28 protein-coding genes and 1 riboswitch are annotated in these 24765 nt (G+C 63.7%); of the genes, 21 read left to right on the top strand and 7 right to left on the bottom strand.

The window, feature by feature from the left end:
- Window positions 1–81: 81 nt before the first annotated feature.
- From APH34_RS13620 to pbpG, 3 genes are all read left to right on the top strand, one after another.
- The gene (locus APH34_RS13620; RefSeq protein ID WP_054901551.1) at window positions 82–405 is read left to right on the top strand and encodes a hypothetical protein; all 324 of its coding nucleotides are present in this window, start codon (window positions 82–84) and stop codon (window positions 403–405) included.
- Window positions 406–500: 95 nt separating this feature from the next.
- Entirely contained in the window at window positions 501–683 is a 183-nt protein-coding gene (locus APH34_RS13615; RefSeq protein WP_054901550.1) for a hypothetical protein, read from the top strand.
- A 316-nt stretch (window positions 684–999) separates the two neighbouring features.
- A complete protein-coding gene (pbpG, locus tag APH34_RS13610; protein ID WP_223849219.1) occupies window positions 1000–1926 on the top strand; it encodes a D-alanyl-D-alanine endopeptidase in 927 nt (308 codons plus the stop codon).
- A gap of 63 nt (window positions 1927–1989) precedes the next feature.
- Here pbpG and APH34_RS13605 read toward each other — a convergent pair whose 3' ends face one another.
- Window positions 1990–2424, bottom strand: coding sequence for a hypothetical protein (locus tag APH34_RS13605; protein WP_054901548.1), 435 nt, complete (start codon window positions 2422–2424; stop codon window positions 1990–1992).
- Window positions 2425–2621: 197 nt separating this feature from the next.
- Here APH34_RS13605 and APH34_RS13600 point away from each other — a divergent pair, with 197 nt between their 5' ends.
- The 9 genes from APH34_RS13600 (at window position 2622) to APH34_RS13560 (ending at window position 10191) form a co-directional block, all read left to right on the top strand.
- Window positions 2622–3956 carry a lysine N(6)-hydroxylase/L-ornithine N(5)-oxygenase family protein gene (locus tag APH34_RS13600; protein WP_054901547.1) on the top strand — a complete coding sequence of 445 codons (1335 nt, stop codon included), beginning with the start codon at window positions 2622–2624 and terminating at the stop codon, window positions 3954–3956.
- Window positions 3957–4130: 174 nt separating this feature from the next.
- Window positions 4131–5330 (top strand): PepSY domain-containing protein, encoded by a 1200-nt coding sequence (locus tag APH34_RS13595; protein ID WP_054901546.1) that lies wholly within the window; start codon window positions 4131–4133, stop codon window positions 5328–5330.
- The gene (locus APH34_RS13590) at window positions 5327–5866 is read left to right on the top strand and encodes a hypothetical protein (RefSeq protein WP_054901545.1); all 540 of its coding nucleotides are present in this window, start codon (window positions 5327–5329) and stop codon (window positions 5864–5866) included. Before APH34_RS13595 ends, APH34_RS13590 begins: the two co-directional genes overlap by 4 nt.
- Complete coding sequence (locus tag APH34_RS13585) at window positions 5863–6183, top strand: hypothetical protein (protein ID WP_054901544.1); 321 nt, start codon at window positions 5863–5865, stop codon at window positions 6181–6183. The genes APH34_RS13590 and APH34_RS13585 overlap by 4 nt, the downstream gene beginning before the upstream one ends.
- 11 nt (window positions 6184–6194) lie before the next feature.
- Window positions 6195–6764, top strand: coding sequence for a DUF6162 family protein (locus APH34_RS13580; RefSeq protein ID WP_082422803.1), 570 nt, complete (start codon window positions 6195–6197; stop codon window positions 6762–6764).
- A gap of 16 nt (window positions 6765–6780) precedes the next feature.
- On the top strand, window positions 6781–7683 hold the full coding sequence (locus APH34_RS13575; protein ID WP_054901542.1) for a metal ABC transporter substrate-binding protein: 903 nt from the start codon (window positions 6781–6783) through the stop codon (window positions 7681–7683).
- Window positions 7680–8426 carry a metal ABC transporter ATP-binding protein gene (locus APH34_RS13570; protein ID WP_054901541.1) on the top strand — a complete coding sequence of 249 codons (747 nt, stop codon included), beginning with the start codon at window positions 7680–7682 and terminating at the stop codon, window positions 8424–8426. The genes APH34_RS13575 and APH34_RS13570 overlap by 4 nt, the downstream gene beginning before the upstream one ends.
- Window positions 8426–9325 (top strand): metal ABC transporter permease, encoded by a 900-nt coding sequence (locus tag APH34_RS13565; RefSeq protein ID WP_054901540.1) that lies wholly within the window; start codon window positions 8426–8428, stop codon window positions 9323–9325. Before APH34_RS13570 ends, APH34_RS13565 begins: the two co-directional genes overlap by 1 nt.
- Window positions 9322–10191: a metal ABC transporter solute-binding protein, Zn/Mn family gene (locus APH34_RS13560; protein ID WP_054901539.1), complete on the top strand. Its 870-nt coding sequence runs from the start codon at window positions 9322–9324 to the stop codon at window positions 10189–10191. The genes APH34_RS13565 and APH34_RS13560 overlap by 4 nt, the downstream gene beginning before the upstream one ends.
- A gap of 57 nt (window positions 10192–10248) precedes the next feature.
- Here APH34_RS13560 and APH34_RS13555 read toward each other — a convergent pair whose 3' ends face one another.
- The 6 genes from APH34_RS13555 to APH34_RS13530 form a co-directional block, all read right to left on the bottom strand.
- Window positions 10249–11301 carry a DUF1615 domain-containing protein gene (locus APH34_RS13555; RefSeq protein ID WP_054901538.1) on the bottom strand — a complete coding sequence of 351 codons (1053 nt, stop codon included), beginning with the start codon at window positions 11299–11301 and terminating at the stop codon, window positions 10249–10251.
- A 26-nt stretch (window positions 11302–11327) separates the two neighbouring features.
- Window positions 11328–11879, bottom strand: coding sequence for a hydrolase (locus APH34_RS13550; RefSeq protein ID WP_054901537.1), 552 nt, complete (start codon window positions 11877–11879; stop codon window positions 11328–11330).
- A 57-nt stretch (window positions 11880–11936) separates the two neighbouring features.
- A complete protein-coding gene (locus APH34_RS13545; protein WP_054901536.1) occupies window positions 11937–12656 on the bottom strand; it encodes a thioesterase II family protein in 720 nt (239 codons plus the stop codon).
- Entirely contained in the window at window positions 12653–12874 is a 222-nt protein-coding gene (locus tag APH34_RS13540) for an MbtH family protein (RefSeq protein WP_003256222.1), read from the bottom strand. The genes APH34_RS13545 and APH34_RS13540 overlap by 4 nt, the downstream gene beginning before the upstream one ends.
- A gap of 110 nt (window positions 12875–12984) precedes the next feature.
- Window positions 12985–13386, bottom strand: a complete 402-nt coding sequence (locus APH34_RS13535) for a hypothetical protein (RefSeq protein WP_054901535.1) — start codon at window positions 13384–13386, stop codon at window positions 12985–12987.
- A 46-nt stretch (window positions 13387–13432) separates the two neighbouring features.
- A complete protein-coding gene (locus tag APH34_RS13530; RefSeq protein WP_054901534.1) occupies window positions 13433–13726 on the bottom strand; it encodes a DUF1330 domain-containing protein in 294 nt (97 codons plus the stop codon).
- Between the two features lie 78 nt (window positions 13727–13804).
- On the opposite strand from APH34_RS13530, the gene ribBA reads away from it, so the two are divergent.
- The 9 genes from ribBA to APH34_RS13485 all read left to right on the top strand — a co-directional run bounded on the left by ribBA (window position 13805) and on the right by APH34_RS13485 (window position 24711).
- Window positions 13805–14926 carry a bifunctional 3,4-dihydroxy-2-butanone-4-phosphate synthase/GTP cyclohydrolase II gene (ribBA, locus tag APH34_RS13525; RefSeq protein ID WP_054901533.1) on the top strand — a complete coding sequence of 374 codons (1122 nt, stop codon included), beginning with the start codon at window positions 13805–13807 and terminating at the stop codon, window positions 14924–14926.
- 245 nt (window positions 14927–15171) lie between these two features.
- On the top strand, window positions 15172–16197 hold the full coding sequence (locus APH34_RS13520; protein WP_054901532.1) for a polyamine ABC transporter substrate-binding protein: 1026 nt from the start codon (window positions 15172–15174) through the stop codon (window positions 16195–16197).
- On the top strand, window positions 16194–17096 hold the full coding sequence (locus APH34_RS13515; RefSeq protein WP_054901531.1) for an ABC transporter permease: 903 nt from the start codon (window positions 16194–16196) through the stop codon (window positions 17094–17096). The genes APH34_RS13520 and APH34_RS13515 overlap by 4 nt, the downstream gene beginning before the upstream one ends.
- Window positions 17097–17102: 6 nt before the next feature.
- The gene (locus APH34_RS13510) at window positions 17103–17912 is read left to right on the top strand and encodes an ABC transporter permease (RefSeq protein ID WP_054901530.1); all 810 of its coding nucleotides are present in this window, start codon (window positions 17103–17105) and stop codon (window positions 17910–17912) included.
- Between the two features lie 19 nt (window positions 17913–17931).
- On the top strand, window positions 17932–19080 hold the full coding sequence (locus APH34_RS13505) for an ABC transporter ATP-binding protein (protein WP_054901529.1): 1149 nt from the start codon (window positions 17932–17934) through the stop codon (window positions 19078–19080).
- 66 nt (window positions 19081–19146) lie between these two features.
- Window positions 19147–19353: riboswitch (cobalamin riboswitch) on the top strand.
- A gap of 109 nt (window positions 19354–19462) precedes the next feature.
- Window positions 19463–21592: a TonB-dependent siderophore receptor gene (locus tag APH34_RS13500; protein ID WP_054901528.1), complete on the top strand. Its 2130-nt coding sequence runs from the start codon at window positions 19463–19465 to the stop codon at window positions 21590–21592.
- Window positions 21593–21899: 307 nt separating this feature from the next.
- Window positions 21900–22910, top strand: coding sequence for an ABC transporter substrate-binding protein (locus APH34_RS13495; protein WP_054901527.1), 1011 nt, complete (start codon window positions 21900–21902; stop codon window positions 22908–22910).
- Window positions 22910–23926 carry an iron ABC transporter permease gene (locus APH34_RS13490; RefSeq protein ID WP_054901526.1) on the top strand — a complete coding sequence of 339 codons (1017 nt, stop codon included), beginning with the start codon at window positions 22910–22912 and terminating at the stop codon, window positions 23924–23926. Before APH34_RS13495 ends, APH34_RS13490 begins: the two co-directional genes overlap by 1 nt.
- Window positions 23923–24711: an ABC transporter ATP-binding protein gene (locus tag APH34_RS13485; RefSeq protein ID WP_054901525.1), complete on the top strand. Its 789-nt coding sequence runs from the start codon at window positions 23923–23925 to the stop codon at window positions 24709–24711. The genes APH34_RS13490 and APH34_RS13485 overlap by 4 nt, the downstream gene beginning before the upstream one ends.
- Window positions 24712–24765 lie beyond the last annotated feature (54 nt).

The following is a 24765-nucleotide window of genomic DNA, read 5'->3' as shown; positions in this document are numbered from 1 at the left end:
CGTTCCCGTGTACTCAGCTGACAGTGCACAGAGTCATAGTAGTAAGGCCCCAAGCGCGGGGTTTTCTTACGAGGAAGTCTCATGAACCGTCTTATCCCCGGAATCGCCCTGCTGGTCGGTGCCCTGGCCATCAGTGGGCAGGCCTGCGCCCACGGTGGTGGCTGGTATGGCCCTGGCCCCCTGCTCGGTGCGGCCGTCGTCGGGGCAGTGGTCGGGGCGACAGTTTCCGGTGGCCACGACCGGACCGTCTACGTCGAACGTCAACCTGCTTATTATTCGCCGCCGCCAGTGTATGTACAGGCGCCGCCACCGCCGGTCTATTACCAACCGTACTACGTGCCTGCACCGCCGCCGGTGTACCGCTATGGCCCGCCGCCGGTGTATTACGGGCCGCCACGCTGGTAACCGTTGATAAAACTGATGAGCACTATTGAGCGAGTTGATTTCAAACCGCGCCGGCGGCTGCGTAAGGTAGGGCCATGTTTCACAGGAGGTCTCCCATGGCCGCTATCCAGATCATGTCCGTCGTCGGCAGCGCTGTCCCTACTACCCTGCGCGAGCAAGGCCTGCTGGCATGCTGGTACTTGGTGCGCAACGGTGAAGCCGTAAGCGGCCCGCTGGCCAGCCGGGCCTCTGCCCAGGCGCTGGCCGAACAGCTGCAGGAGGCTTGCCTGCTGGCTTGAAGTATTTGTTGTGCGTTGCTCCCTACGCCTCTTCCGGCCCGCCTATGCGGGCCTTTTTTTGTTCATCCCCTGGCATCCTGTGCAGGAGCCGTTGCCACTGAACGACGACATCATCAATGGTCGCGGCATCGGCGGGCGATTTCTACGTCTGCGTTCATCCATACCATTTTGAGAGCAGGATTAAATTTCGTTCACGTTGCGCCCTTTAGTCATAAGGCATTCGACAGGGATTAAGCCATACTCCAGAATGCGAGCGGTTTTTAGGGGGAAAACCCTTGCACAGCCAACGACATACCAACCTTTAGTGAGCCTCAACGTGAAAACATCCCTGTCCATCCTCAGCCTGCTGCTGTTGCTCACAGGAACCGCGACCCTTCCGTCGACCGCTGCTGCACAACCCCCGGCCCAGGTTCAACGCGACCCGTCCAAATTGCACCTGGCATCAGGCAGTGCGCTGCTGATCGACCTGAACAGCAACCAGGAATTGTATTCCAGCCATGCCGACCGCGTAGTCCCCATTGCCTCAGTGACCAAGCTGATGACTGCGATGGTGGTGCTGGACGCCAAGCTGCCCATGGATGAGATGCTCACCATGACCATCGCCAACAACCCGGACATGAAAGGTGTCTATTCGCGGGTACGCCTGGGCAGTGAGCTCAACCGCCGCGAAACGCTGCTGATCACGCTGATGTCGTCGGAAAACCGCGCCGCCACGACCCTGGCCAACCATTACCCGGGGGGTTACCCGGCCTTCATCAAAGCCATGAATGCCAAGGCGCGCAGCCTGGGCATGAGCCATACCCGCTACGTTGAGCCCACAGGCCTGTCGACGCAGAACGTTTCCAACGCCCGCGACCTGGCCAAGCTGCTGATGGCCTCGCGCAAATACCCGATGCTGAGCGAGCTGTCGACCACCCGCGAGAAGACCGTGGCTTTCCGCAAGCCCAACTACACGCTGGGGTTCCGCAATACCGACCACCTGGTGAACAAGAGCAACTGGGACATCAAGCTGACCAAGACGGGCTTCACCAATGAGGCAGGCCATTGCCTGGTGCTGTTGACCCGCATGGACAACCGCCCGGTGGCCATGGTGATCCTCGACGCCTTCGGCAAATACACCCACTTCGCCGATGCCAGCCGCATGCGTCAATGGCTGGAAACAGGCGCGGCCAAGCCAGCACCGGCGGTGGCGATGCAGTACAAGTCGGACCGCCAGAACAAGAGCCGATTGGCATCGGAGTAGCACTAGAACGGCCCCGCCTCATCGTCGACACGCCAGTGATGATGGGGCGGGTATAAGGCTGCCTCAGGCCTGGGTGTTGACCGAGCCACCGGCGCTGCTGCCACCGGTTTTGGCCAGGGCTTCGAGCAGCTGCGCAGTAGCCTTCATGATCTCGCCGGTCAGGGTCGAGATGCTGGCCTGTTTGGCCGTTACCGCCGCAAGCTTGGTGCCCTCGTCCTTCTGTGCCATCAGGTCGGCCAACTGCTTCTGTTCGTCAGCCAGCTGCTTTTGCATGCGCTTGATCATCTCACGCAACTGCTTGATGTATCCCGGCTCTTCACTTGCGCTACTTTCTTCAGCGCCTTGAGCCTGGCCGCCGTTGCGCAGCTTGGAAGTATCGACCTGCGTCGCAGAGCGGCCCTCCTCGGTTTTCTCGGTTTCCTTGTCCTTGGCTGCCTGGCCGGCGTTGAGTACCTGGGCCGAATGGCTGCTGTTGATGACTGCTGTAATACCTACCATGACGTTCTCCCTGCTGTGAACGGGTCCGTGCGATGCCCTGCCTATCGGCGGCCTGACGCAGATCTTTAGCGTCAGCCGTTCACCCCCCCTCGCCGTTCAGTAAATTCCCCACAACGTGGCTCGTTCCAACCAATGTACTTGCGCAGGAGCCGGAGCCCCGGCGGGCGTCCACATTCGACCATTATGGAATCGCAGCCATGAGCCAGTCTTCACACCCGGAAACCATCAAAGACCTGATAGGCGTGGGCTTCGGCCCTTCCAACCTGGCCTTGGCCATCGCCCTGGAAGAACTCGCGCAGAGCCAGGGCCACGCACTCGACGCCCTGTTCATCGACAAGCAGAAGGAATACCGCTGGCACGGAGAAACCCTGGCCACCCAGAGCGAACTGCAGATTTCTTTCCTCAAGGACCTGGTTTCGCTGCGCAATCCGACCAGCCCCTACAGTTTCGTCAACTACCTGCACCAGAAGCAGCGTCTGGCCGACTTCATCAACCTCGGTACGTTCTACCCCTGCCGCCTGGAGTACAACGATTACCTGCGCTGGGCGGCTGAGCATTTCGCCGCACAGGCCGTGTATGGTGAGGAAGTGCTGCGTATCGAGCCGGAAGTGAAAGGCGGCCGTGTGGAGCATCTGCGCCTGGTGTCCCGCGATACCCAAGGCCGTGAATACAGCCGACGAACCCGCTCGGTAGTGGTCGGCAGTGGCGGCACGCCGAAAATCCCGGAAAAATTCGGCGCGTTCAAGGATGACCCGCGCGTCTTCCACCACTCGCAGTATTTGAGCAGCCTCGACAAACTGCCCTGCACCGAGGGCAAACCTATGCGCATCGCAGTGATCGGCTCTGGCCAGAGCGCCGCGGAAGCCTTCATCGACCTCAACGACAGCTACCCGTCGGTCAAGGTCGACATGATCCTACGCGGCTCTGCGCTCAAACCCGCCGACGACAGCCCGTTCGTCAACGAAATTTTCTCGCCGGACTACACCGACCTGGTCTACAACGAGCCGGCCGACCAGCGGGCCAAGCTGCTGGGCGAATACCACAACACCAACTACTCGGTAGTCGACCTGGACCTGATCGAGCGCATCTACGGCATCCTCTACCGTCAGAAGGTATCGCACCAGTTCCGCCACAACGTGCTATGCCGTCGCCAGGTCGAGGCGGTGGTGGCCACCCGCGATGGCATCGAGCTGACCCTGCGTGACCTGGCGACCGGCCAGCAGCAGACCCACCGCTACGATGCAGTGATTCTCGCCACAGGCTACGAGCGCCGTTCACACCGCGACCTGCTGGCACCGCTGGCGGGCTACCTGGACGACTTCAGCGTCGACCGCAACTATCGGGTACTGACCAGCCCGGACCTGCAAGCCTCGGTTTACCTGCAAGGCTTCTGCGAGAACAGCCATGGCCTGAGCGACACATTGCTGTCGGTACTGCCCTCCCGCGCCGCAGAAATCGGCCAGGCGCTGTACCACGACTTGGCGCGTCAGCTCGACAAAACGCCAGCTGCGGTCGCCCTGACCAGCGCCTGATAGCGTTCAAACCATGACAACGCCGACAGGGTGCCTAAGGGCGCGCTGTCGGCTTTGTGCATTCTGAAACATTTGCTTTCACTTAAATCGGCAGGATTTCCATTCTCATTCGTCCTTATAGATGCAGCCCCTTTGGCTGGGCATGTGCTCGCCCCCTATTTCAGAAGACGACCAATGGCCAAATCTCAGAAAAAATCCAAGTCCAAGTTGTGGTTCCTCGTGCACAGCTGGCTCGCCCTGCCGATCTGGTTCTTCGTGCTGATTGTCTGCTTTACTGGCATGCTCGCGGTGGTCAGCCAGGAAATCGTCTGGCTGGCCAACCCCGATGTCCGTGCCAGCAAGCCCGACGACAGCGCCGAACGGCTGAGCTTTCAGCAAGTGCTGAGCGCGCTGAACCACGCCGAGCCGCAAATGATGGTGCGCTCACTGAGCCAGCCCGACGGCTCTCACTTCGCCCTCACAGCCAGTGTGACCTACCCCGACGGCACCAGCCCGACGCTGTACGTCAACCCGTACACCGGGGCCATCCAGGGCAAGAGCCCGGACTTCAATTTCGAAGCGTTCACCCGCGCCCTGCACGGCTGGTGGCTGGTGCCTTTCACCAACGGCTTCAGCTGGGGCTGGTACCTGGTCTCGCTGCTCGGCCTGCCGATGCTGGCGTCGCTGGTCACCGGGCTGGTGGTGTACAAAAAATTCTGGAAGGGCTTTTTCAAGCCGGTGCGCACGGGCCACGGCTCGCGGATCTTTTGGGGCGACGTGCATCGCCTGGCGGGCGTCTGGTCGATATGGTTTATCGCCGTCATTGCCATCACCGGGGTCTGGTTCCTGATCCGGGCGATCCTGTTCGACAACCAGATCACGATATCCAGCGAACCGATCGTGCCGGTGATCGCCCGCGAAGATGTACCCCTGACCAGCGACGGCAGCCCAGCACCGCGCATCGACCTGGACGAAGCCGCGCGCATCGCCGGCCTGGCCATCCCGGGCCTGGACATTAGCTTCATCTCCCTGCCCGCCACCGCCTACAGCCATATCAGCCTGGGCGGGCGCGGCTGGTACCCGTTGATGTACCAGACGGCCGAGGTCAATCCCTATACCCGCGTGGTAGACAGCCAGTTCCTGCTTGCGGACCGCTCTGCCCTGGAGTTCGTCACCGAATCCATGCGCCCCTTGCACACCGGTGACTTTGGCGGCCTGCCGATCAAACTGGTGTGGTTCTTCTTCGGCCTGATCCTGACCCTGATGGTATTCAGTGGCCTGTTGATCTGGACCAAGCGCACCGCCCAGGCGACCGCAGCCGCCCTCAAACGCAGCGAGCGCACGCCCCCTACCCGCACGTCAGGCAGCGACAACCCCGTGGAGATACGCCCATGAGCCAGTCCCAGGCCCTGCCCAACCGCCCCCTCAAACAGCTGTGGCTGAAATGGCGCTTCCACCTGAACATCTTGCTCATCCTCATCCCCTTGGGGTTCATGCCCAAGTATTTTGCCGATGCCAAGCTGTTTCGCGGTGATGCCGGGTTGGGGGTGAACCCGATCAACGACATTCAGGTGGGCCCTTACAGCCTCGACCTGGCCGAACTGCGTAGCGAACCCCCTCGCGCCGACGGCACGGCGGGCCATTTCAAGCTGTTCAACGCCGCGCTGTGCAAGGCCTGCATCAGCGACGTCAAGGCCGTCTACCTGCGCATTGGCAAGCCCCGCAGCCTGCGCGCCGCCGGCACCATCTTCTTCGGCGCGCCCTACCGCATGGGCACGAACCTGCCCATACCACCACGCACCCAACCTGATGCGCAGGTGTGGATCACCATCGAAGGCTGGGACGGCAGCATGCACCAGGCGTCGGTGCTCTTGGCCAAGGCGTCGCCAGCCACCGTGGCCTGGCTCGAGAAAAAAGGAGGCAAACCATGAAACACCTGATGCGCAGGCTCGCCCTGCCCTTGCTGGTGCTGGCCGCAGGCCCGGCCCTGGCGCACAACCCGATGTGCGAATGTGAAGAAGTGGACGGTGGCCAGGTCAGATGCACCGGTGGCTTCTCGGATGGCAGCGGCGCCCCTGGCGTGACCCTGGACGTGATCGGTTATGACGAGCAGGTACTGGTCGGTGGCAAGCTTGGCGAAGATTCGACCCTGACCTTCAAGCGCCCGGATGGCGAATTCTATGTGCTGTTCGACGCCGGCCCAGGTCATGTGGTGGAAGTCGACTACGCCGACATCGCGCAACCATGAATAACCCGACCATGCGCCGTACCCAGGTGGTACGCCCGGCCGGGGCCGGGCATGAAACCCTTTACGTGGTGCTGATCAGCCTGCTGATCGTCGTCCTTGCCGCCACCGTAGTGTGGATGCGTGGGGAGCGCGAGGACGAGCAGACCATCGCCAGCCACCAGGTTGATGCGCGCCGCGACCTGACAGCCGCTGAACAGGGCATCTATACCGACCTGCGCGTCGCGTTCGACGAGATCCAACTGTTGCGCGAGGAAACTGCCGCCGTGCCAGGCGTGGACGCCCTGGCAGCGGAAGGCCTGCCGCCGTTCGTGGTGGACGCCGGCAGCCAAAGCCGCGGCAGCCACCAGTGGCTGTGGCTGCAGACCGGTGCCTACCTGGGTCGCAGTCAGGATCTACAGCTCGCCGGCAGCTTCCTGCTGATCCTGCCGGGGGACAGCAGCGGCCAGGCCGATGTCTGGCTACGCCGCGACAGCGCCGCCGTCACCCCGGACGACTTCGACCAGGCTGCATTGATCGCCGCTGGCTGGCGGCAGGTGGTCAGCCACTACGACGCCGGGGTCACCCGCGAACACCGTCACTGAACCCAAGGAATCGCCCATGTTCCGCTCCGCATTCGCCCTGATCCTTGCCTGCGCCATGCCGCTGCTTGCCCTGGCCGACCCCGGCAGGCCCCTGCGCATCGGCATCACGCTGCACCCTTACTACAGCTATGTGAGCAATATCGTCGGCGACAAGGCCGAAGTGGTACCGCTGATCCCGGCGGGTTTCAACCCGCATGCCTACGAGCCGCGGGCCGAGGACATCAAGCGCATCGGTAGCCTGGATGTGGTCGTGCTCAACGGTGTGGGCCATGACGATTTCGCCGACCGCATGATCGCCGCCAGCGAAAAGCCTCAGATCAAGACCATCGAGGCCAACCAGAACGTACCCTTGCTGGCGGCCACCGGTATCGCCGCGCGCGGCGCCGGCAAAGTGGTCAACCCGCACACGTTCCTGTCCATCAGCACCACCATCGCCCAGGTCAACACCATTGCCCGCGAGCTGGGCAAGCTCGACCCGGACAATGCCGCCTTCTACACCCAGAACGCCCGCGCCTACGCCAAGCGGCTGCGCACCTTGCGTGCCCAAGCCCTGGCCAAGGTCACCGAAGCGCCGGGTGCTGACTTGCGCGTGGCGACCATTCACGCCGCCTACGACTACCTGGTGCGCGACTTCGGCCTGGAGGTCACCGCCGTGGTCGAGCCCGCCCACGGCATCGAGCCAAGCCCGGCACAGCTCAAGAAAACCATCGACCAGCTCAAGGCCCTGGACGTGAGGGTGATCTTCTCGGAGATGGACTTCCCTTCCGCCTATGTCCAGACCATCCAGCGCGAGTCCGGCGTGCGCCTGTACCCGCTGACGCATATCTCCTACGGCGAGTACACCCCTGAGAAATACGAAGTGGAGATGAAGCGCAACCTCGATACCGTGGTACGCGCCATCCAGGAGAACCGCGCATGACCGCCGCAGCCAGCATCAGGGCCGCGGACGGGCCGCGGATCGATTTTGCCGGTATAAACCTCACGCTGGGCCGCACGCGCATTCTCGAGCAGGTCAGTTTCAATGTCAGCCCCGGCAGCGTACACGCCATCGTCGGGCCCAACGGCGGCGGCAAGAGCTCGCTGATCAAGACCTTGCTGGGGCAGATGCCGCACCAGGGTCAACTGACCCTGCACTGGCCAGGTGAACGGCAGGTGATCGGCTATGTGCCACAGGCCTTGGAGTTCGACAGTGGCCTGCCCATGACCGTGGATGATTTCATGGCTGCGATGTGCCAACAGCGCCCGGCGTTCCTCGGCCTGTCACGCCGGGTACAGCCGGCGATCGACGCGGCACTGGCCCGGGTGGGTATGCTCGACAAGCGCAAACGACGCATGGGGGCATTGTCCGGGGGCGAGCGTCAGCGAGTGCTGCTCGCCCAGGGGTTGATCCCCGAGCCGCAGTTGCTGGTGCTGGACGAGCCGATGTCGGCACTCGACGAAGCGGGCATCCAGGTGTTCGAGCAACTGCTACAGGGCTGGCGCCAGGCCGGTACGACCGTGCTGTGGATCGAGCATGACCTTGCAGCGGTGTTGCGCCTGGCCGACCGGGTCACCGGCCTGAGCCGCCAGGTACTGTTCGACGCCCCGCCTGCCCAGGCCCTGACCCCAGAGCGCCTGCTTGGCCTGTTCTCCGTCCACCCGCGCAGTGAGGGCCGCACCTGATGAGCTATAAAACCTTTCGCCAAGTGGTCCAGGAATGGGCCGGCGCTGGCTACCTGCCGGAGGCGCTGGCCTACGGTTTTGTCATCAACGCGCTGCTGGCCGGCCTGATGATCGGCCCGGTGCTGGGCGGCCTGGGAACGCTCGTGGTGGTCAAGCGCTTTGCCTTCTTCTCCGAGGCTGTCGGCCACGCCGCACTCACCGGTGTGGCCATCGGCATTCTGCTCGGCGAACCTTACACCGGCCCTTATGGCAGCCTGTTCGGTTACTGCCTGTTGTTCGGCATTCTGCTTAACTTCCTGCGCAACCGTACTGGGCTTTCGCCGGACACGCTGATCGGCGTGTTTCTCTCGGTGTCGCTGGCGCTGGGCGCGAGCCTGCTGCTGATGCTGGCGGGCAAGATCAACGTGCACATCCTGGAAAACGTACTGTTCGGCTCAGTGCTGACAGTCAGCGGCCAGGACCTGGTGGTGCTCGGCATTGTCGCGGTGATGGTGTTGGCACTAGCCCTGCCGCTGTACAACCGCATCATGCTGGCCAGCTTCAACCCGCAACTGGCGGCCGTGCGTGGGGTAGCGGTGAAGACCCTGGACTACCTGTTCGTGGTGCTGGTGACCTTGGTTACCGTGGCCTCGGTGAAAGTCATCGGGGCGATTCTGGTGGGCGCGCTGCTGGTGATTCCAGCTGCGGCCGCACGGCTGGTGAGCCAGTCGCTCAAGGGCTTTTTCTTCATCTCGGTGCTGATCGCCACGCTGAGCACACTGTGCGGCATTCTGCTGCCGATCGTCTTCGACCTGCCGGTGCCCTCGGGCGCCGCGATCATTCTGGTTGCGGGCATGTGCTTCGCCCTCGCGGCCCTGGCCCGCGCCCTCGTTCCACGCCTGCAAGGAAACCCGGCATGAACCTGAAACAGTTGACCGTGGTACTGGCACTGGTCGCCCTGCCCTCATGGGCCCTGGCCACGCAAGTACTGACCACCCTGCCCGTCACCCACAGCCTGGCAAGCACCCTGCTCGAGGGTACGTCAGTGCAACTCAAGCGTGCCGCGCCAGGTAACCTGCCAGCCAGCCGGCAACCGTCGTACTTCAGCAACCGTGGGGCGGCCAGCCTGGCAAAGGCGGCGCTGCAGGCCGACGCGGTGATCGGCGTACGTTCGATCTGGCGTGATGACCCGTTGTACCCAATGGCCCGGCGCAGCAACATCCGCATTGTCGAAATCGATGCCGCGCAGCCGGTGGATGGCGCACTGCCAGGTATTGCGGTCAATGGCGACGAGGCTTACAGCACCTACCCCTGGTTGAACCCAACCAACCTGGGGCGCATGGCAGACGTTCTGGCCAACGACCTGGAGCGTCTGGCACCTGCGGACAAGGCGCGAATTCAGGAAAACCTGGCGGCGCTCAAGCGGCAACTGCTGGAATTGACCGCCAAAAGCCAGACAGCGCTCGCCCAGGTCGACAACCTGAGCGTGGTCAGCCTGTCCGAGCGTCTTGGGTACCTGGCCAGCGGCTTGAATCTGGATGTGGTAGAGCAGGCGTTGCCCACCGATGGCAAGTGGGACGAGGCGGCGCTCAAGGCGTTGGCGCAAAACCTGAAAGCGCAGGATGTGGCCCTGGTGCTGGACCATCGGCAGCCGCAGGCAGCGGTCGCTGCCGTGATCGAGGCCAGTGGGGCGACGCTGCTGGTGGTGGAGAGCGATCCGGAGGATGCGGTGGCCGGGCTCAAGGCCAGCGTCGATCAGGTGGTTGGGGCATTGAGCGAGGGTTGATGCTGCCCTCACGGGCCCTTTCGCGGGGCAAGCCCGCGAAGGGGCCAGTACAGCCCGCTAACGCTTCATGCAGCGTTGATAACGCTCATCCACCCGCCCGGCAAACCATGCGGTAGTCAGCTTGCGGGTAATCTTCGGGCTCTTCAGCTCAATTCCCGGCAACACCGCCCTCGGCACCGGTTTTTCCGCGGCGGCATCGGCCAGGGCGAATACCCCGCTGTACAGCTTGCTGTCCTCGAACGCCAGGCGATCACCCAGCTCAAGCTGGCTGCGAATTTGCGTATTGCGCAACCCCAGCTTCACCCCGAGCTTGCGCGCCGCCTGCTCAGTGCTCCCCGGCAGGATCGCCCCAGGCGCAATCAGGTCGCCATCGAGCGCCAATCTCACCCCGGTCACCTGGCTCAACGCCGCCTGAAACGCCGCATTGCGGCTTGCATACCAACCGGCATTGAAATCGGCAAAGCGATAGAGCGGGCGCTCATAGTGCGCGGGGTAACCCAGCAAGTGGGCAATACCGAAGTACATGCCTCCTCGGCGCGTGAACACTTCCTGGCGAACCGTGCCGCTGTAGGTGTAGGGATAGTCCTTGGCATGCTGTTCGGCAAAGGCGACGCTGACTTGCATCGGCCCGCCCGTGTGCACCGGGTTGAGGCCGCCGAGCAAGGTCTTGCCCAGCGGCAGACGGGCGATGAATTCGTCGTATAGCGCGCTCAGTTCTTTTTCGCTGCGCACCGCGAGCAAGCGCTGTTGGTAGGTCTTGCCGTTGCCCGAGGTGGTGTTCAGCGCGCCATCGACCAGCAGGCGCGGCACATGCAGCCGCGCGGCGCGGCGGTCGATTTCTTCGCGGGCGATACGGCCCAGGTTGGGCACCTGCGGGTCGGCGTTGAAGGTCGACTCCTGCTCCGTCACCGCCAGCGCGGCACACAGGTTGCTCTTGCTCGGCGCGATGCGCTGGGCCTCGAATGCCTGCTGGATATCCTTGGCCCACCCTTCCCGGTCTTTGGCCTGGGACGGTAGCAGGCGCAACAGCTGGGCGCGTACCTTGGCAGGGTCGGCTTCGGGCTCTTCCTCACGGCGCCCGGCGCAGCCCTGCAGCAACGCCAGGGCCATCAGGCCAGCCGTCAACAGCCGCCCGTTCAGGGCTGTTCACCGACCATGTAGGTCTTGCTGATGTGCCGGAACTGCGGGTGGCTGGCACTGCCCATGAGTTCGAACAGGACCATTTCCCGGGTGACTACCTGGGCGCCCGCCTGGCGCATGCGTGCCAACCCTGCCGCCTTGTTCGCCGGGGTACGGCTGTCACAGGCGTCCTCGACCACGAACACCTGCTTGCCCAGGCTGAGCAGACCAAGGGCGGTTTGCAGCACGCAGACGTGGGTTTCCATGCCGCAGACGATCACCTGCTCACGGGCCAGCAGGCTGTCGGGCAGGCACTGGGCGGCGACGCAGGAGAAGTGCTTCTTTTCAACCACCTCAGCGGCCGGAGCTGCAGCGAGCAGCGCAGGCAGGGTATGGCCCAGGCCCTGGGGATACTGTTCGGAGATGACTACCGGCAACCCCAGCTCGGCACTGGCCGCCACTAGCCAGCGAGCCCGGGCGTGCGTGCCTTCGGGGTCGCTCATGGCGCCGATGAGTTTTTCCTGGATGTCGACGACCAACAGTGTGGCCTTGTGAGGTTCGATCAGCATTGCCTGCCCCTTGCCTGGGAAAACGCCTAGCCTCCCCCAGGCAAGCGGCGGCGTCAATCAGGCGAAAAGCCGATGCGGCGCCAGGGAAGCCGCCAACTCGGCCAGTACCTGGTCCTCCTGTTCATGGATGAAGAAATGGCTGCCAGGGAACATCTGCAACGAGAACGGCCCCTGGGTTTCCCTGGCCCAGGCCTGCAGTTGCTCCTTGCTGGCCCGGTCATCCTCACCGCCAAGCACATGCAGCGCGCAGGCCAACGGCGCGCGCTGACGATACGCATAACGACCGCACAACAGGAAATCCGCTCGCAGCACCGGCAAGGTCAGGCTCATCAGCTCCGCGTTGGCCAGCACCTCCTCCGGGGTGCCGTTGAGTTCGCGCAGTTCGTTGCGCAGCTCATCATCGGTCTTGGGGGCCCGCCAGTTATTACCGTCGTAGTCTTCGCGCCGCGTGGGTGCCGCGGTACCACACGCGAACAGGGCCAAAGGCGGCGGGCAACCCAGTGCTCGCAGTTCATGGGCCAGTTCGAACGCCAGCAGTGCGCCAAGGCTATGGCCTAATAGGGCATAAGGTGCGTTGGCGGCCACGCGCTGCTCCGTCGCCAGTAGCCGGGCCAGGGCCTGCATGTCGGTCTGCAGCGGCTCGCCCAGGCGCGCTCCGCGCCCAGGCAGCTCGACCGGACGCACCTGCAGCCACGCGGGCAGCTTGCGCCGCCAGCGGCTGTAGACCATGGCGCTGGCACCCGAATACGGCAGGCACAGCAGGTTGACCGTGGTCACTGTGCGGCGGCTTCTGCCATTTTCTGGCGCAGGCTCAGCGGGCGCATGTCAGTCCACACTTCATCGATGTAGGCCAGGCAGTCCTTCTTCAGGCCACTCTTGCCGACGGCGCGCCAGCCGTTCGGGATCGCCTTGTAGTCGGGCCAGATGGAATATTGCTCTTCGTGGTTGACCACTACCTGGAACTGGATATCGTCGCGGTCGAAAACGGAAGTCATTGCCTGTCTCCTTGAGTGATAGATGCCGATGCGCGATTGGCGCAGAGAGGCTCTCTGGTAGACGGAGAAACGCGCAGGAAAATTAGCCAAGATTGGCGAAGGACAACCGTTCACGCATCGCCGAGCAAGTCATGGGCATCCAGCAAACGAAACGCCACCTGCGGATTACGCTCCAGACCACGCCGGATGGCCGCCGGAATCGCCTGCCGGGTCTTCCGGCACAGGCCAGGCTGGGCGTCCAGTTCGATGACGAAGCCACGCATGGTGCGCACCTCGTTGAAACCTGGCGCGATGTGCACGCGGATGCCGAGGTTTTCGTACAGCCGCGCCTGCAGACGGTGGAGGTCTTCCAGGTCTGTGAGGTTTTCCAGGCGTTCGAGCAGGCGCTTTTCCTCCTGGCGCGTGAGCAGGAGGATACGCTGCGCGGCTGGCGGGTGCTCGGCCAAGTGTTCGCGGCCGCAGTCACAAGCGCCAGGTGGGCAAGGTTGGCGTAAAGGGGGCGTTGTACTCATGGGGCAAGCATAGCCTGTACCGCCCTGGCGGTCAGGCCCGGACCGCTCAGGGCGCGATGCCTTCGACAATGATCACCTCTGCCTTCGCCACCCCTTGCCTATGGCTGCATGCCTGCTGGTAGCGCTCGGACCGATAACAGGCCACCGCCTGCTCATACGAGTCGAACTCGATCACCACGCTGCGTTGCGGCGTGGCTCGCCCTTCCATCGCCTCGCTGCGCCCGCCCCTGGCCAGAAAGCGTCTGCCAAAGGCCGCGAACGCCGCCGGGGCGCGCTGGGTGTACTGCTGGTATTGCTCGGGGTCGATCACGTCCACATGGGCGATCCAATAGGCTTTCATCCGCTACGCTCCTGTTGCACCATTAACTGTGTATGATGGTATACCATAATAATCAACCTCTCACAGCGAGTGTGCAACATGGCGTTCAACCGCATCGAAGAACTCCTCGAGGACTACCGGCAAGGCAAGATGGTCCTGCTGGTGGACGACGAAGACCGGGAAAACGAGGGCGACCTGTTGATCGCCGCCGAGCGCTGCGACGCCCAGGCCATCAACTTCATGGCGCGCGAAGCGCGAGGCCTGATCTGCCTGACCCTGACTGATGAGCACTGCCAGCGCCTTGGCCTGGAACAGATGGTGCCGGCCAACGGTAGCGCGTTCAGCACGGCGTTCACGGTGTCGATCGAGGCCGCAAGCGGCGTCACCACCGGTATTTCCGCCGCCGACCGGGCACGCACCGTGGCTGCGGCCATGGCCGCCGAGGCCAGCCCTGAAGACCTGGTGCAGCCCGGCCACATCTTCCCCCTGCGCGCCCGCGAAGGGGGCGTGCTGACCCGGGCCGGCCATACCGAAGCCGGGTGTGACCTGGCTCGCCTGGCAGGCTTCAGCCCTGCCTCGGTGATCGTCGAGGTGCTCAACGACGACGGCACCATGGCCCGCCGCCCGGACCTTGAAGTGTTCGCCGCCCGCCACGGCATCAAGATCGGCACCATCGCCGACCTGATCCATCACCGCCTGAGCACTGAACAGACCATCAAGCGCATCGGCGAGCGCGATCTGCCGACCGTGCATGGCACCTTCCGCCTGGTCACCTATGAGGACCGCATCGAAGGTGGTGTGCACATGGCCATGGTGATGGGCGATATCCGCCGCGAGCAGCCGACGTTGGTGCGGGTGCATGTGATCGACCCGCTGCGCGACCTGGTGGGGGCCGAGTACGCGGGCCCTGCCAACTGGACGTTGTGGGCAGCGCTGCAGAAAGTGGCCGAGGAAGGCGCCGGGGTGGTGGTGATCCTGGCAAACCACGAATCTTCACAGGCGCTGCTCGAGCGTGTACCGCAGTTGACCCAACCGGTGCGGCCTTACCAGCGCGGACAGTCGAAGGTGTACTCCGAAGTCGGAACCGGCGCGCAGATTCTGCAAGACCTCGGCGTCGGCAAGCTGCGCCACCTTGGGCCGCCGCTCAAGTATGCGGGGCTGGCGGGGTATGCGCTGGAGGTGGTGCAGAGCATTGCATTCGAGCCGCCCCTGGCGACCTGATTGGGCGATGGCTACTGCGCTGGGATTGTAACCGCCCGGGGGCACAGAGTGATGGCCGGTAGCCTTCCGCGCTTGCCAAAATCTTGGAATACCATAATATGATATCCCGTAGACCTTGAGTTTGCAGGCCGCCACCTACCGTCACCTACGGCCTTTCACACTTTGTTTTAGCTGCTCCCCGAATACTGTTGGCGGGCGCACCATCAGCCCCGCCTCGAATAACAAAAAGCAACGAGGGCGTAACCATGCTGTTGAGCAAACGTGTAACCGCAGTGCTGTCTGCCAGCCTGCTGACCTTGGCGTGTCAGGCTGCCCAGGCCGCCGAGAGCCTCAACTTCGTCAGCTGGGGCGGGACCACCCAGGACGCCCAGAAGGAAGCGTGGGCCGTACCGTTCTCCAAATCGACCGACATCAAGGTCGTCCAGGACGGCCCCACCGACTACGGCAAGCTCAAGGCCATGGTCGAAAGCGGCAACGTGCAGTGGGACGTGGTCGACGTGGAGGCCGACTTTGCCTTGCGTGCCGCCAGCGAAGGCCTGCTCGAACCTCTGGACTTCACCACCATTGAGCGCGACAAGATCGACCCGCGCTTTGTCTCCGACCATGGCGTGGGTTCGTTCTTCTTCTCTTTCGTGCTCGGCTACAACGAGAGCAAGCTCGGCGCCAACAAACCAGTCGACTGGAGCGCCTTGTTCGACACCAAGACGTTCCCAGGCAAGCGCGCCCTGTACAAATGGCCTAGCCCCGGCGTGCTGGAGCTGGCCCTGCTGGCCGACGGTGTGCCCGCCGACAAGCTCTACCCACTGGACCTGGATCGCGCCTTCAAAAAGCTCGACACGATCAAGAAAGACATCGTCTGGTGGGGCGGTGGCGCCCAGTCACAGCAGCTGTTGGCCTCGGGTGAAGCCTCGCTCGGGCAGTTCTGGAACGGCCGCGTCTATGCCCTGCAGCAAGACGGGGCGCCGGTGGGCGTGAGCTGGAAGCAGAACCTGGTCATGGCCGATTTCCTGGTCATCCCCAAAGGCGCCAGGAACAAGGACGCCGCCATGAAGTTCCTGGCGAACGCCAGCAGCGCCGAAGGCCAGGCCGAGTTCGCCAACAAGACGGCGTACGCACCGGTAAACATCGACAGCGTCGCCAAGCTCGATAAAGATCTCGCGCCCAACCTGCCAACCGCCTATGTCCAGGACCAGGTGACACTGGACTTCGCCTACTGGGCCAAGAACGGCCAAACCATCGCCGCGCGCTGGAATGAGTGGTTGGTCAAATGAAAGTCGCCATCAACGCCCTGCACAACGCGCAAGGTGCGCCCACGGGCGCGGCCCCTCGCCGCGAGCCACTGAGCCGCCGCTGGAAAGGCAGCCGCAACCTGCTACCGGCCCTGCTGTTTCTTGGCCTGTTCTTTTTCGCCCCGCTGATCGGCCTGCTGCTGCGCGGGGTACTGGAGCCGGTGCCGGGTTTGGGCAACTACGAGCAGCTGTTCGCCAATTCGGCCTATGCGCGGGTACTGTTCAATACCTTTTCGGTGGCTGGCGTGGTCACCCTGATCAGCGTCCTGCTGGGTTTTCCACTGGCCTGGGCAATAACCCTGGTGCCCAACGGCTGGGGCCGCTGGCTGCTGAACATCGTGCTGCTGTCGATGTGGACCAGCCTGCTGGCCCGCACCTACTCGTGGCTGGTGCTGCTGCAAAGCTCGGGGGTGATCAACAAGGTGCTGATGGCCCTGGGCATCATCGATGCGCCGCTGGAGATGGTGCACAACCTGACTGGCGTGGTGATCGGCATGAGCTACATCATGATCCCGTTCATCGTGCTGCCCTTGCAGGCGACCATGCATGCCATTGACCCCATGGTGCTGCAGGCCGGTTCGATCTGCGGGGCAAGCCCGTGGACCAACTTCTGGAAGGTGTTCCTGCCGCTGTGCCGCTCGGGGCTGTTCTCCGGTGCGCTGATGGTGTTCGTGATGTCGCTCGGTTACTACGTCACCCCGGCGCTGCTCGGTGGCGCGCAGAACATGATGCTGCCCGAATTCATCATCCAGCAGGTGCAGTCGTTCCTCAACTGGGGCCTGGCCAGCGCCGCCGCCGCACTGCTGGTAGTGATCACGCTGGTGCTCTTCTACCTGTACCTGAAGCTGCAGCCGGAATCGCCGGTTGGCACCGCGAGGTAATTTGCCATGCTCCTGTCACCCAATGCCATGGGTCGCCCGTTGCGTACGGGCTTGTACCTGACCACCGGGGTCATCGCGGCCTTTTTGCTGCTGCCGGTGGTGTTCATCGTGCTGCTGTCGTTCGGGTCTTCGCAGTGGCTGGTATTCCCGCCACCGGGCTGGACCTTCAAATGGTACGGCCAGTTCTTCTCCAACCCTGAGTGGATGGATGCGGCCCTGGCCAGCCTCAAGGTCGCGGTGCTGACCACCCTCGCTGCCGTGCTGCTGGGCCTGCCCACCGCATTCGCCCTGGTCCGTGGCCGCTTTCCCGGCCGCGAACTGCTCTATGGCCTGTTCACCATGCCGATGATCGTGCCGCTGGTGATCATCGCTGTGGCGGTGTACGCACTGTTCCTCAAGCTTGGCTACACCGGCACGCTGTTCGCCTTCGTGGTCAGCCATGTGATCGTCGCCCTGCCCTTTACCATCATTTCGATCATCAACTCGCTCAAGCTGTTCGACCAGTCGATCGAGGACGCCGCAGTGATCTGCGGCGCCTCGCGCCTGCAAGCGATCTTCAAGGTGACCTTCCCGGCCATTCGCCCTGGGATGATTGCCGGCGGGCTGTTCGCCTTTCTCGTGTCGTGGGATGAGGTGGTGCTCAGCGTGATGATGGCCAGCCCCGATCTGCAGACCCTGCCGGTAAAAATGTGGACCACCCTGCGCCAGGACCTGAGCCCAGTGATTGCCGTCGCCTCGACGCTGCTGATCGGCCTGTCGCTGCTTGTCATGGTCGTGGCCGCCGCTTTGCGCCGGCGTACCGACGCCAACGCTTGAGTACCCGGAGAGAACAACAATGAGTGCAGTCATCAAAGACAACGCGCACCACAAACCCCTGGTCAGCCTTCGCGGGTTGAACAAGCACTACGGCGACTTCACCGCCGTGGACAACCTCAACCTAGAGATCCAGGACGGTGAGTTCCTGACCTTTCTCGGCTCCAGCGGCTCGGGCAAGTCCACCACCCTGTCGATGCTCGCCGGGTTCGAGACGCCAAGCAGCGGCGAAATCCTGGTCGATGGCCAGTCGCTGGTAAACGTGCCACCGCACAAGCGTGACATTGGCATGGTGTTCCAACGCTATTCGCTGTTTCCGCACCTGAATGTGCGCGACAACATCGCCTTCCCGCTCGCCATCCGCAAGTTGGGCGCCAGCGAAACCCACAAACGGGTCGAGGCCATGCTCAAGCTGGTGCAACTGGAGGCGTTCGCCCATCGCAAGCCGGCGCAGCTGTCTGGCGGCCAGCAACAGCGCGTGGCCATTGCCCGGGCATTGGTCTATGAGCCACGTATCCTGTTGATGGACGAACCGCTTGGCGCGCTGGACAAGAAACTGCGCGAGGACCTGCAGGACGAACTGCGCCAACTGCACCGTCGGCTGGGCATTACCATCGTCTATGTGACCCACGACCAGGAAGAGGCCATGCGTCTGTCCCAGCGCATCGCCATCTTCAGCCACGGCAAGGTCGTCGGCCTCGGCACCGGCTACGACCTCTACCAGAATCCGCCCAATGCCTTCGTTGCGTCGTTCCTGGGCAACTCAAATTTCCTTCAGGTCAAGGCCAGCAGCCATGGCGCGGCCAGCTTCGAAGGCCAGCCTGTAGCGATCCGCCTGACCGCGGGCCTGGCCACCGGGCAGGAGGCACTGATCATGGTGCGCCCGGAAAAGGCCCTGGCCCTGACCACAGAGCAAGCCGCACGCCAACCGCTGCCAGCGGGCTGGAATGAAGTCAGTGCCAAGGTCACTGAAGTGCTGTTCCTGGGCGAAAGCCAGACCTGCCATGTGCTCACCGCCGGCGGTACTGAGCTTACCGTCAAGGCGCTATCTGCGGCAGGCATGGCGATGCAGCCGGGGGCCAGCGTGAAGGTACGCTGGGCAGTGGCTGATGCCTGCATCTACACGCAATGGGCGCAGAGTGACCTGAGCAAGGGGGCGGGTGCGCACTGACAGGCATACATACGGCACCCTGTGTGTTGTTACGTACCCCATTGACGTGCGCGCTGACCAATGGTCATATGCGCGCCAGTTTCAGGTGTCCTGCGCCGCCGAGCGCAGGGTGAAACGGGAAGCCGGTGCGTCGTGGTTCACGACAAGTCCGGCGCTGCCCCCGCAACGGTAAGCGAGCGATGCCTTCGATACACCACTGTGCACCTGCATGGGAAGGTGAAGGCCTCATGACCCTCGCAAGCCCGGAGACCGGCCTGAAGCGTTACTTGGCAACCCGCGGTGGGCGGGCGCAGGCCGGTATCTGCGTGCGCGCCTGCGTGCGTGGTTGTGCCTTTGCGTGTTCTCCACCGGGATCCATTCATTCCTGCAACAGTGGAAAGACATGTCCCGTTTCTTCAAGCTTCACCCTCTGGCGGCCTGCCTGGCAGTCACCCTCCCGGCCTTGGCCGACGACCACGACAAGGCGGTCCTGGCACTCCCCTCCACGGCCATTACGGACACCCGCGATGCTCAGGTAGTCGACCTTGCGACGCCCACCCAGGCTGGCTCACGGCTGAACCTCAGCGCCCTGGAAACCCCGGCCAGCACCAGCAGCATCACGGCCGAACAAATCCAGCAGCGCAACAACGTCACCGTTCAGGATGCCGTGACCCGCTCGCCGGGCATCACCTTCACCGGCACCCCGGGTGACGGTGGCACGGGCCTGTCGGCTCGCGGTTTTGACGGACATGGCTCGGTGATGACACTGTTCGATGGCGCACGCCTGTACACCGGTGCCGGTACCCAGACCTTCCCGGTAGACCCCTGGATGGTCGAGCGCATCGACGTGATCCGTGGCCCGGCCTCGGTGCTGTATGGCGAGGGTGCCACCGGTGCGGTGGTCAACGTCATCCCGAAAAAACCGTTCACCGGCGACATTCACAACCACCTGCGCCTGGGCTACGGCTCCTGGGACCGCCAGCAACTGGGCCTGGACAGCGGCGGCAGCCTCAGCGAGCGCCTGAGCTACCGGGTTACCCTGAACCAGCAGGCTGGCAACGGCTGGGTGGACCGCACCGACTCACGCAGCCTGGCCCTGAGTGCCGCGCTGCGTTTCGACGCCACCGACGACCTGAGCTTCACCCTGGCCCATGAGCGCGGCGATGCCGAGCCGGCCAACTACTACGGCACGCCGCTGATCGACGGCCACTACCGCAGCAGCCTGCGCAAGAAGAACTTCAACATCCACAACGACGTGCAGCGCTACCACGATGAATGGACCCGCTTCACCACCGACTGGACCCTCAACGACCAGCTCAGCGCCAGCAACCAGCTCTACTACATCAAGAGCCGCCGCCACTGGCGCAATGCCGAGGACTACAGCTGGGACGCCGACCTGGGCCAACTCCAGCGCGGCAGTTACCTGGAGATCAAGCACAACCAGGAACAGATCGGCGACCGCCAGACCTTCACCTTCGACCATTCGCTGTTCGGCCTGGCGAGCAGGACGATGGTCGGTGCCGAGTACAACAAGATTCGCTTCAACGTCGACAGCAACTCGCCGTACATCGATGCTGAGCCTGGTGACTATGTCGACCCATGGAACCCAACGCCAGGTTGGTTCCACAGTGATTCGCCACTGCGCCCACAGACGCTCTCCACCACCCATACCTTCGCCCTGTTCGCCGAGAACCGCCTGCAACTGACTGAGCGCCTGTCGCTGGTGACCGGTGTACGCCGCGACCAGAACCACATCGACCGTGACAACCTCACCAACGACACCCGTAGCGACCGCAGCCTGCAAGGCGGCAACTGGCGCGCCGGGCTGGTGTTCGCGGTCAACGATGACGTGTCGCTGTATGGCCAGTACTCCACCAGTGAGGACGGGGTGAACAACCTCATCAGCCTAAACCCGACGCAGATGAACTACGACCTGACCGAGTCGAAGCAGACCGAGCTGGGGCTCAAGCAGCGTTTCTGGGAAGGGCGCGGTGAATGGACGCTGGCGGCCTACCACATCGTCAAGAAAAAACTGCTGGTGGATGACCCTGTCACCCACGAAAAACAGCAGGCCGGGCAACAGACCTCCGATGGCCTGGAGGCGACACTTGAACTGGCCTTGGCGCACCAGTGGCACGTTTCGGCCAATGCCTCGGTGGTACGCGCCAAGTACGACGACTTCGACCAGATGGTCGGCGGCGTGCCGCAGGACCGCGCCGGCAACCGCCCGGCCAACGTGCCACGGCGCACCGCCAACCTGTGGTTGAGCAAGGGCTTCGGCCAGCAGGTCGAGGCTGGCATCGGCGCCCGTTATGTGGATGAGCGCTACGCCAATACCGCCAACACCCAGCGCGCGCCAGGGTACACCGTGGTCGATGCCAACATCGGCTGGCAGGTGTTGCCGGATGTGCGGCTGGGATTGCAGGTGAACAACCTGTTCGACCGCGAGTACGTGGCGGCTGCCTTCAGTGGCGAGCAATGGATCATGGGAACGCCCCGCGCCTATTTCGCGACGGTGGATTACAGTTTTTGATTTGAAGTGTCAGCGCCGGCGCTAGGGCCGGTGCTGACAACTCAAAACTCGGCGCCGCGCCGATGTTCTGAATTTGCGTTTCACCCGGCAGCCTGATGGTCTACCATGCGGCCCGCCGGTTTCCACCACGGAATCAAAAAGGCGGAGCCAGGCCAAGACGCACCCGTCAGGAGACCTGCCGGCCTACATTCACCAACCGGCGGGGTGTCCGGGATTGGCCAGCCGTATTGCCCCCACCTTGCGCGGGCGCTTGGCGACGCCTGTCCGTGCGTTCCTTCCGTGACTGTCCGATAGGAGATCGCCCAGCATGTTGCTCCGTTTCGTCACCCTGCTCGCCGGCCTGAGCCTCACCGGCATCGCCCATGCCGCTGTCACCCACTACCCGCTGACTATCGCCAACTGCGGCGTAACGCAGACGTTCGGCCACGCCCCCCAGCGCGTCGTAACCATCGGCCAGGCCAGCACCGAAATGCTCTATGCCCTGGGGCTGGGTGACAAACTGGCAGGCACCTCGCTGTGGTTCAACAACGTGCTGCCAGAATTCAAGACGTTGAACGACAAGGTGCCGCGGCTGGCCGACAACGACCCGAGCTTCGAGGCCGTCGTTGGCAAACGCCCACAACTGGTCGCCGTGCAGTTCGAGTGGATGGTTGGCGCTCAGGGCGTGGTGGGTACCCGCGAACAGTTCAACGAACTGAACATCCCCACTTACCTGTTGCCCTCGGACTGCGAAGGCAAGGACAACCTGGTGGGCGCCGATGGCACCCGCCTGCAGGCGTTTCAGGTCCAGAGCATCTACAAGAGCGTCAGCCAGCTGGCCGAGATTTTTGACGTGCAGGACCGTGGCGCTGCCCTGAACACAGACCTCGAAGCCCGCCTGATCAGCGCCAAGCAACAGCTGGCCGGCAAGGACCTGAGCAACACGTCGGCGGCGTTCTGGTTCTCCAGTGCCGACCTGGAACTGGACCCCTATGTCGCCGGCCGACAGGGCGTGGCCGACTTCATGCTGCGTACCCTGGGCGTGCGCAACGTCGTGGAGTCCACCGAAGAATGGCCGACCGTGGGCTGGGAAACCCTGGCAAAGGCCAACCCTACCTGGCTGATCATCGCCCGTATGGACCGCCGCCGCTTCCCCGCTGACGACCACCAGAAAAAACTCGAATTTCTCCACAGTGACCCGGTTACCCGCAACATGGAGGCGGTGAAGAACAACCGCATCATCATCCTCGACGCCGATGCCATGCAGGCGGGTATCCGCTTGTTCCGTGGCCTGCAGACGCTGTCGGCGGCCTTTGCCCGCGGTACGGCAGCGCCGTGATGAAGCGTCTGTTGCCCTGCAGTGCCCTGGCGCTGGCGGCCTTGCTGGCGGCGCTGCTGGCCGGTACCGCGATAGGTGAAACCAGCGTGTCGCCCACCGTGGTCTATCAGGTGCTGGCCAACCAGCTGTGGCATGCCGGCTATTCGGTCGACCCGATCGATGCCGGCATCGTCTGGAACTACCGCCTGACCCGCACCCTGGTTGCCGCTGCCTGCGGCGCCGGCCTGGCGACCTGCGGGGTAATCCTCCAGGCCCTGCTGCGCAACCCGCTGGCCGAACCGTACTTGCTGGGTTTGTCGGCTGGCGCCTCGACCGGGGCTGTGCTGGTTGGCCTGCTGGGCCTGGGCAGCGTGGCCCTGAGCATGTCCGCCGGGGCTTTTGTCGGCGCTGTGGCGGCCTTTGCCCTGGTGCTGGCGCTGGCCCGCGCGGCCGGCCCCAGCAGCAACAACGCCCAGGTGATCCTGGCAGGTATTGCCGGTTCGCAGCTGTTCAATGCCCTGACCGCGTTTCTGATCACCAAGTCGGCTACCGCCGAGCAGGCCCGCGGCATCCTGTTCTGGCTGTTGGGCAACCTCAGCGGTGTGCGCTGGCCATCGGTATGGCTGGCCCTGCCAGTGGTACTGTTCGGGCTGGTGGTCTGCCTGTGGCATCGGCGCGCTCTGGACGCATTCACGTTTGGCGCTGATTCGGCCGCGTCGCTGGGCATCGCGGTGCGCCGCACGCAACTGCTGCTGATCAGCTGTGCAGCGCTGGTGACGGCGGTGATGGTGTCGATCGTCGGTGCCATCGGGTTTGTCGGCCTGGTCATCCCGCATGCCTTGCGCCTGCTGCTCGGCCCCGGCCACAGCCGCCTGCTGCCAGCCAGTGCCCTGGGTGGCGCGTTGTTCCTGATTGCCGCCGACATGCTGTCGCGCACCCTGATCCCAGGCCAGGTGATCCCGGTGGGCGTGGTCACGGCACTGATCGGGGCGCCGGTGTTCGCGCTCATTCTGGTCAGCCGCCGGGGGCGCCCATGACGGTCATGCAGCCCAGGCCCGTCGCTCCTCTCGCCTGTCAGAGCCTGAACCTGCAACTGTCGGGCAACCGCGTATTGCGCGATATCGACCTCACGGTGACCGCCGGTGAAACCCTGGGCATCGTCGGCCCTAACGGTTCTGGCAAATCGTCTTTGCTCAAGGTACTGGCCGGGCTGCGCACGCCCAGCAGCGGCAGCGTGCAGTTACTTGGCGAGCCGCTGGCGCGCCTGCCTCGGCGCCGCGTCGCTCAGGCCTTGGCGCTGGTCGAGCAACAAGCCGACACCCTTGATGCCGTGCGCGTATTCGACGCCGTGGCCCTGGGCCGCACACCCTGGTTATCCGCTTTGGCGCCCTTCGCCCATGAAGACCACGCGATCGTCGAGCAAGCCCTTGCCGATCTGGATGCCACTCACCTGCGTGCACGGGTGTGGAGCTCGTTGTCCGGCGGTGAACGCCAGCGGGTACACATTGCCCGCGCCTTGGCCCAACGCCCGCGGGTACTGCTGCTCGATGAGCCGACCAACCACCTCGACATCCAGCATCAACTGAGCCTGCTGCAGCAGGTGCAGGCGCTGCCGGTCACCACGCTGGTGGCCCTGCACGACCTCAACCAGGCGCTGACCTGCGACCGCGTGGCGGTGCTCGACCAGGGTCGCCTGGTGGCCCTTGGCAAACCCCTGGAGGTGCTGACTCCAGATCGCCTGCTGGTCACCTTCGGGGTGCACGCGCGCTACCTCACCGACCCCTTCGACGGCGCACGCATCCTGCGTTTTCGCGCCCCCTGAACCAGGAACAGTTCCGCTATGCTCCTGCGCGCCCCCACCCTGCTGCTTGCCAGC

Origin of the sequence: Pseudomonas sp. NBRC 111131, from assembly GCF_001320525.1 — a bacterium.
GTDB lineage: Bacteria > Pseudomonadota > Gammaproteobacteria > Pseudomonadales > Pseudomonadaceae > Aquipseudomonas > Aquipseudomonas ceruminis.
Note: the sequence above shows the minus strand (reverse complement) of the source record. Positions and strands in the feature narration are given on the sequence as shown.

Bases quoted from the DNA above. Each gene is read 5' to 3' on its own strand.
- APH34_RS13620 (WP_054901551.1), top strand. From the start codon at position 82: ATGAACCGTCTTATCCCCGGAATCGCCCTGCTGGTCGGTGCCCTGGCC.
- APH34_RS13615 (WP_054901550.1), top strand. From the start codon at position 501: ATGGCCGCTATCCAGATCATGTCCGTCGTCGGCAGCGCTGTCCCTACT.
- APH34_RS13605 (WP_054901548.1), bottom strand. From the start codon at position 2,424: ATGGTAGGTATTACAGCAGTCATCAACAGCAGCCATTCGGCCCAGGTA.
- APH34_RS13600 (WP_054901547.1), top strand. From the start codon at position 2,622: ATGAGCCAGTCTTCACACCCGGAAACCATCAAAGACCTGATAGGCGTG.
- APH34_RS13595 (WP_054901546.1), top strand. From the start codon at position 4,131: ATGGCCAAATCTCAGAAAAAATCCAAGTCCAAGTTGTGGTTCCTCGTG.
- APH34_RS13590 (WP_054901545.1), top strand. From the start codon at position 5,327: ATGAGCCAGTCCCAGGCCCTGCCCAACCGCCCCCTCAAACAGCTGTGG.
- APH34_RS13585 (WP_054901544.1), top strand. From the start codon at position 5,863: ATGAAACACCTGATGCGCAGGCTCGCCCTGCCCTTGCTGGTGCTGGCC.
- APH34_RS13580 (WP_082422803.1), top strand. From the start codon at position 6,195: ATGCGCCGTACCCAGGTGGTACGCCCGGCCGGGGCCGGGCATGAAACC.
- APH34_RS13575 (WP_054901542.1), top strand. From the start codon at position 6,781: ATGTTCCGCTCCGCATTCGCCCTGATCCTTGCCTGCGCCATGCCGCTG.
- APH34_RS13570 (WP_054901541.1), top strand. From the start codon at position 7,680: ATGACCGCCGCAGCCAGCATCAGGGCCGCGGACGGGCCGCGGATCGAT.
- APH34_RS13565 (WP_054901540.1), top strand. From the start codon at position 8,426: ATGAGCTATAAAACCTTTCGCCAAGTGGTCCAGGAATGGGCCGGCGCT.
- APH34_RS13560 (WP_054901539.1), top strand. From the start codon at position 9,322: ATGAACCTGAAACAGTTGACCGTGGTACTGGCACTGGTCGCCCTGCCC.
- APH34_RS13555 (WP_054901538.1), bottom strand. From the start codon at position 11,301: ATGGCCCTGGCGTTGCTGCAGGGCTGCGCCGGGCGCCGTGAGGAAGAG.
- APH34_RS13550 (WP_054901537.1), bottom strand. From the start codon at position 11,879: ATGCTGATCGAACCTCACAAGGCCACACTGTTGGTCGTCGACATCCAG.
- APH34_RS13540 (WP_003256222.1), bottom strand. From the start codon at position 12,874: ATGACTTCCGTTTTCGACCGCGACGATATCCAGTTCCAGGTAGTGGTC.
- APH34_RS13535 (WP_054901535.1), bottom strand. From the start codon at position 13,386: ATGAGTACAACGCCCCCTTTACGCCAACCTTGCCCACCTGGCGCTTGT.
- APH34_RS13530 (WP_054901534.1), bottom strand. From the start codon at position 13,726: ATGAAAGCCTATTGGATCGCCCATGTGGACGTGATCGACCCCGAGCAA.
- ribBA (WP_054901533.1), top strand. From the start codon at position 13,805: ATGGCGTTCAACCGCATCGAAGAACTCCTCGAGGACTACCGGCAAGGC.
- APH34_RS13520 (WP_054901532.1), top strand. From the start codon at position 15,172: ATGCTGTTGAGCAAACGTGTAACCGCAGTGCTGTCTGCCAGCCTGCTG.
- APH34_RS13515 (WP_054901531.1), top strand. From the start codon at position 16,194: ATGAAAGTCGCCATCAACGCCCTGCACAACGCGCAAGGTGCGCCCACG.
- APH34_RS13510 (WP_054901530.1), top strand. From the start codon at position 17,103: ATGCTCCTGTCACCCAATGCCATGGGTCGCCCGTTGCGTACGGGCTTG.
- APH34_RS13505 (WP_054901529.1), top strand. From the start codon at position 17,932: ATGAGTGCAGTCATCAAAGACAACGCGCACCACAAACCCCTGGTCAGC.
- APH34_RS13500 (WP_054901528.1), top strand. From the start codon at position 19,463: ATGTCCCGTTTCTTCAAGCTTCACCCTCTGGCGGCCTGCCTGGCAGTC.
- APH34_RS13495 (WP_054901527.1), top strand. From the start codon at position 21,900: ATGTTGCTCCGTTTCGTCACCCTGCTCGCCGGCCTGAGCCTCACCGGC.
- APH34_RS13490 (WP_054901526.1), top strand. From the start codon at position 22,910: ATGAAGCGTCTGTTGCCCTGCAGTGCCCTGGCGCTGGCGGCCTTGCTG.
- APH34_RS13485 (WP_054901525.1), top strand. From the start codon at position 23,923: ATGACGGTCATGCAGCCCAGGCCCGTCGCTCCTCTCGCCTGTCAGAGC.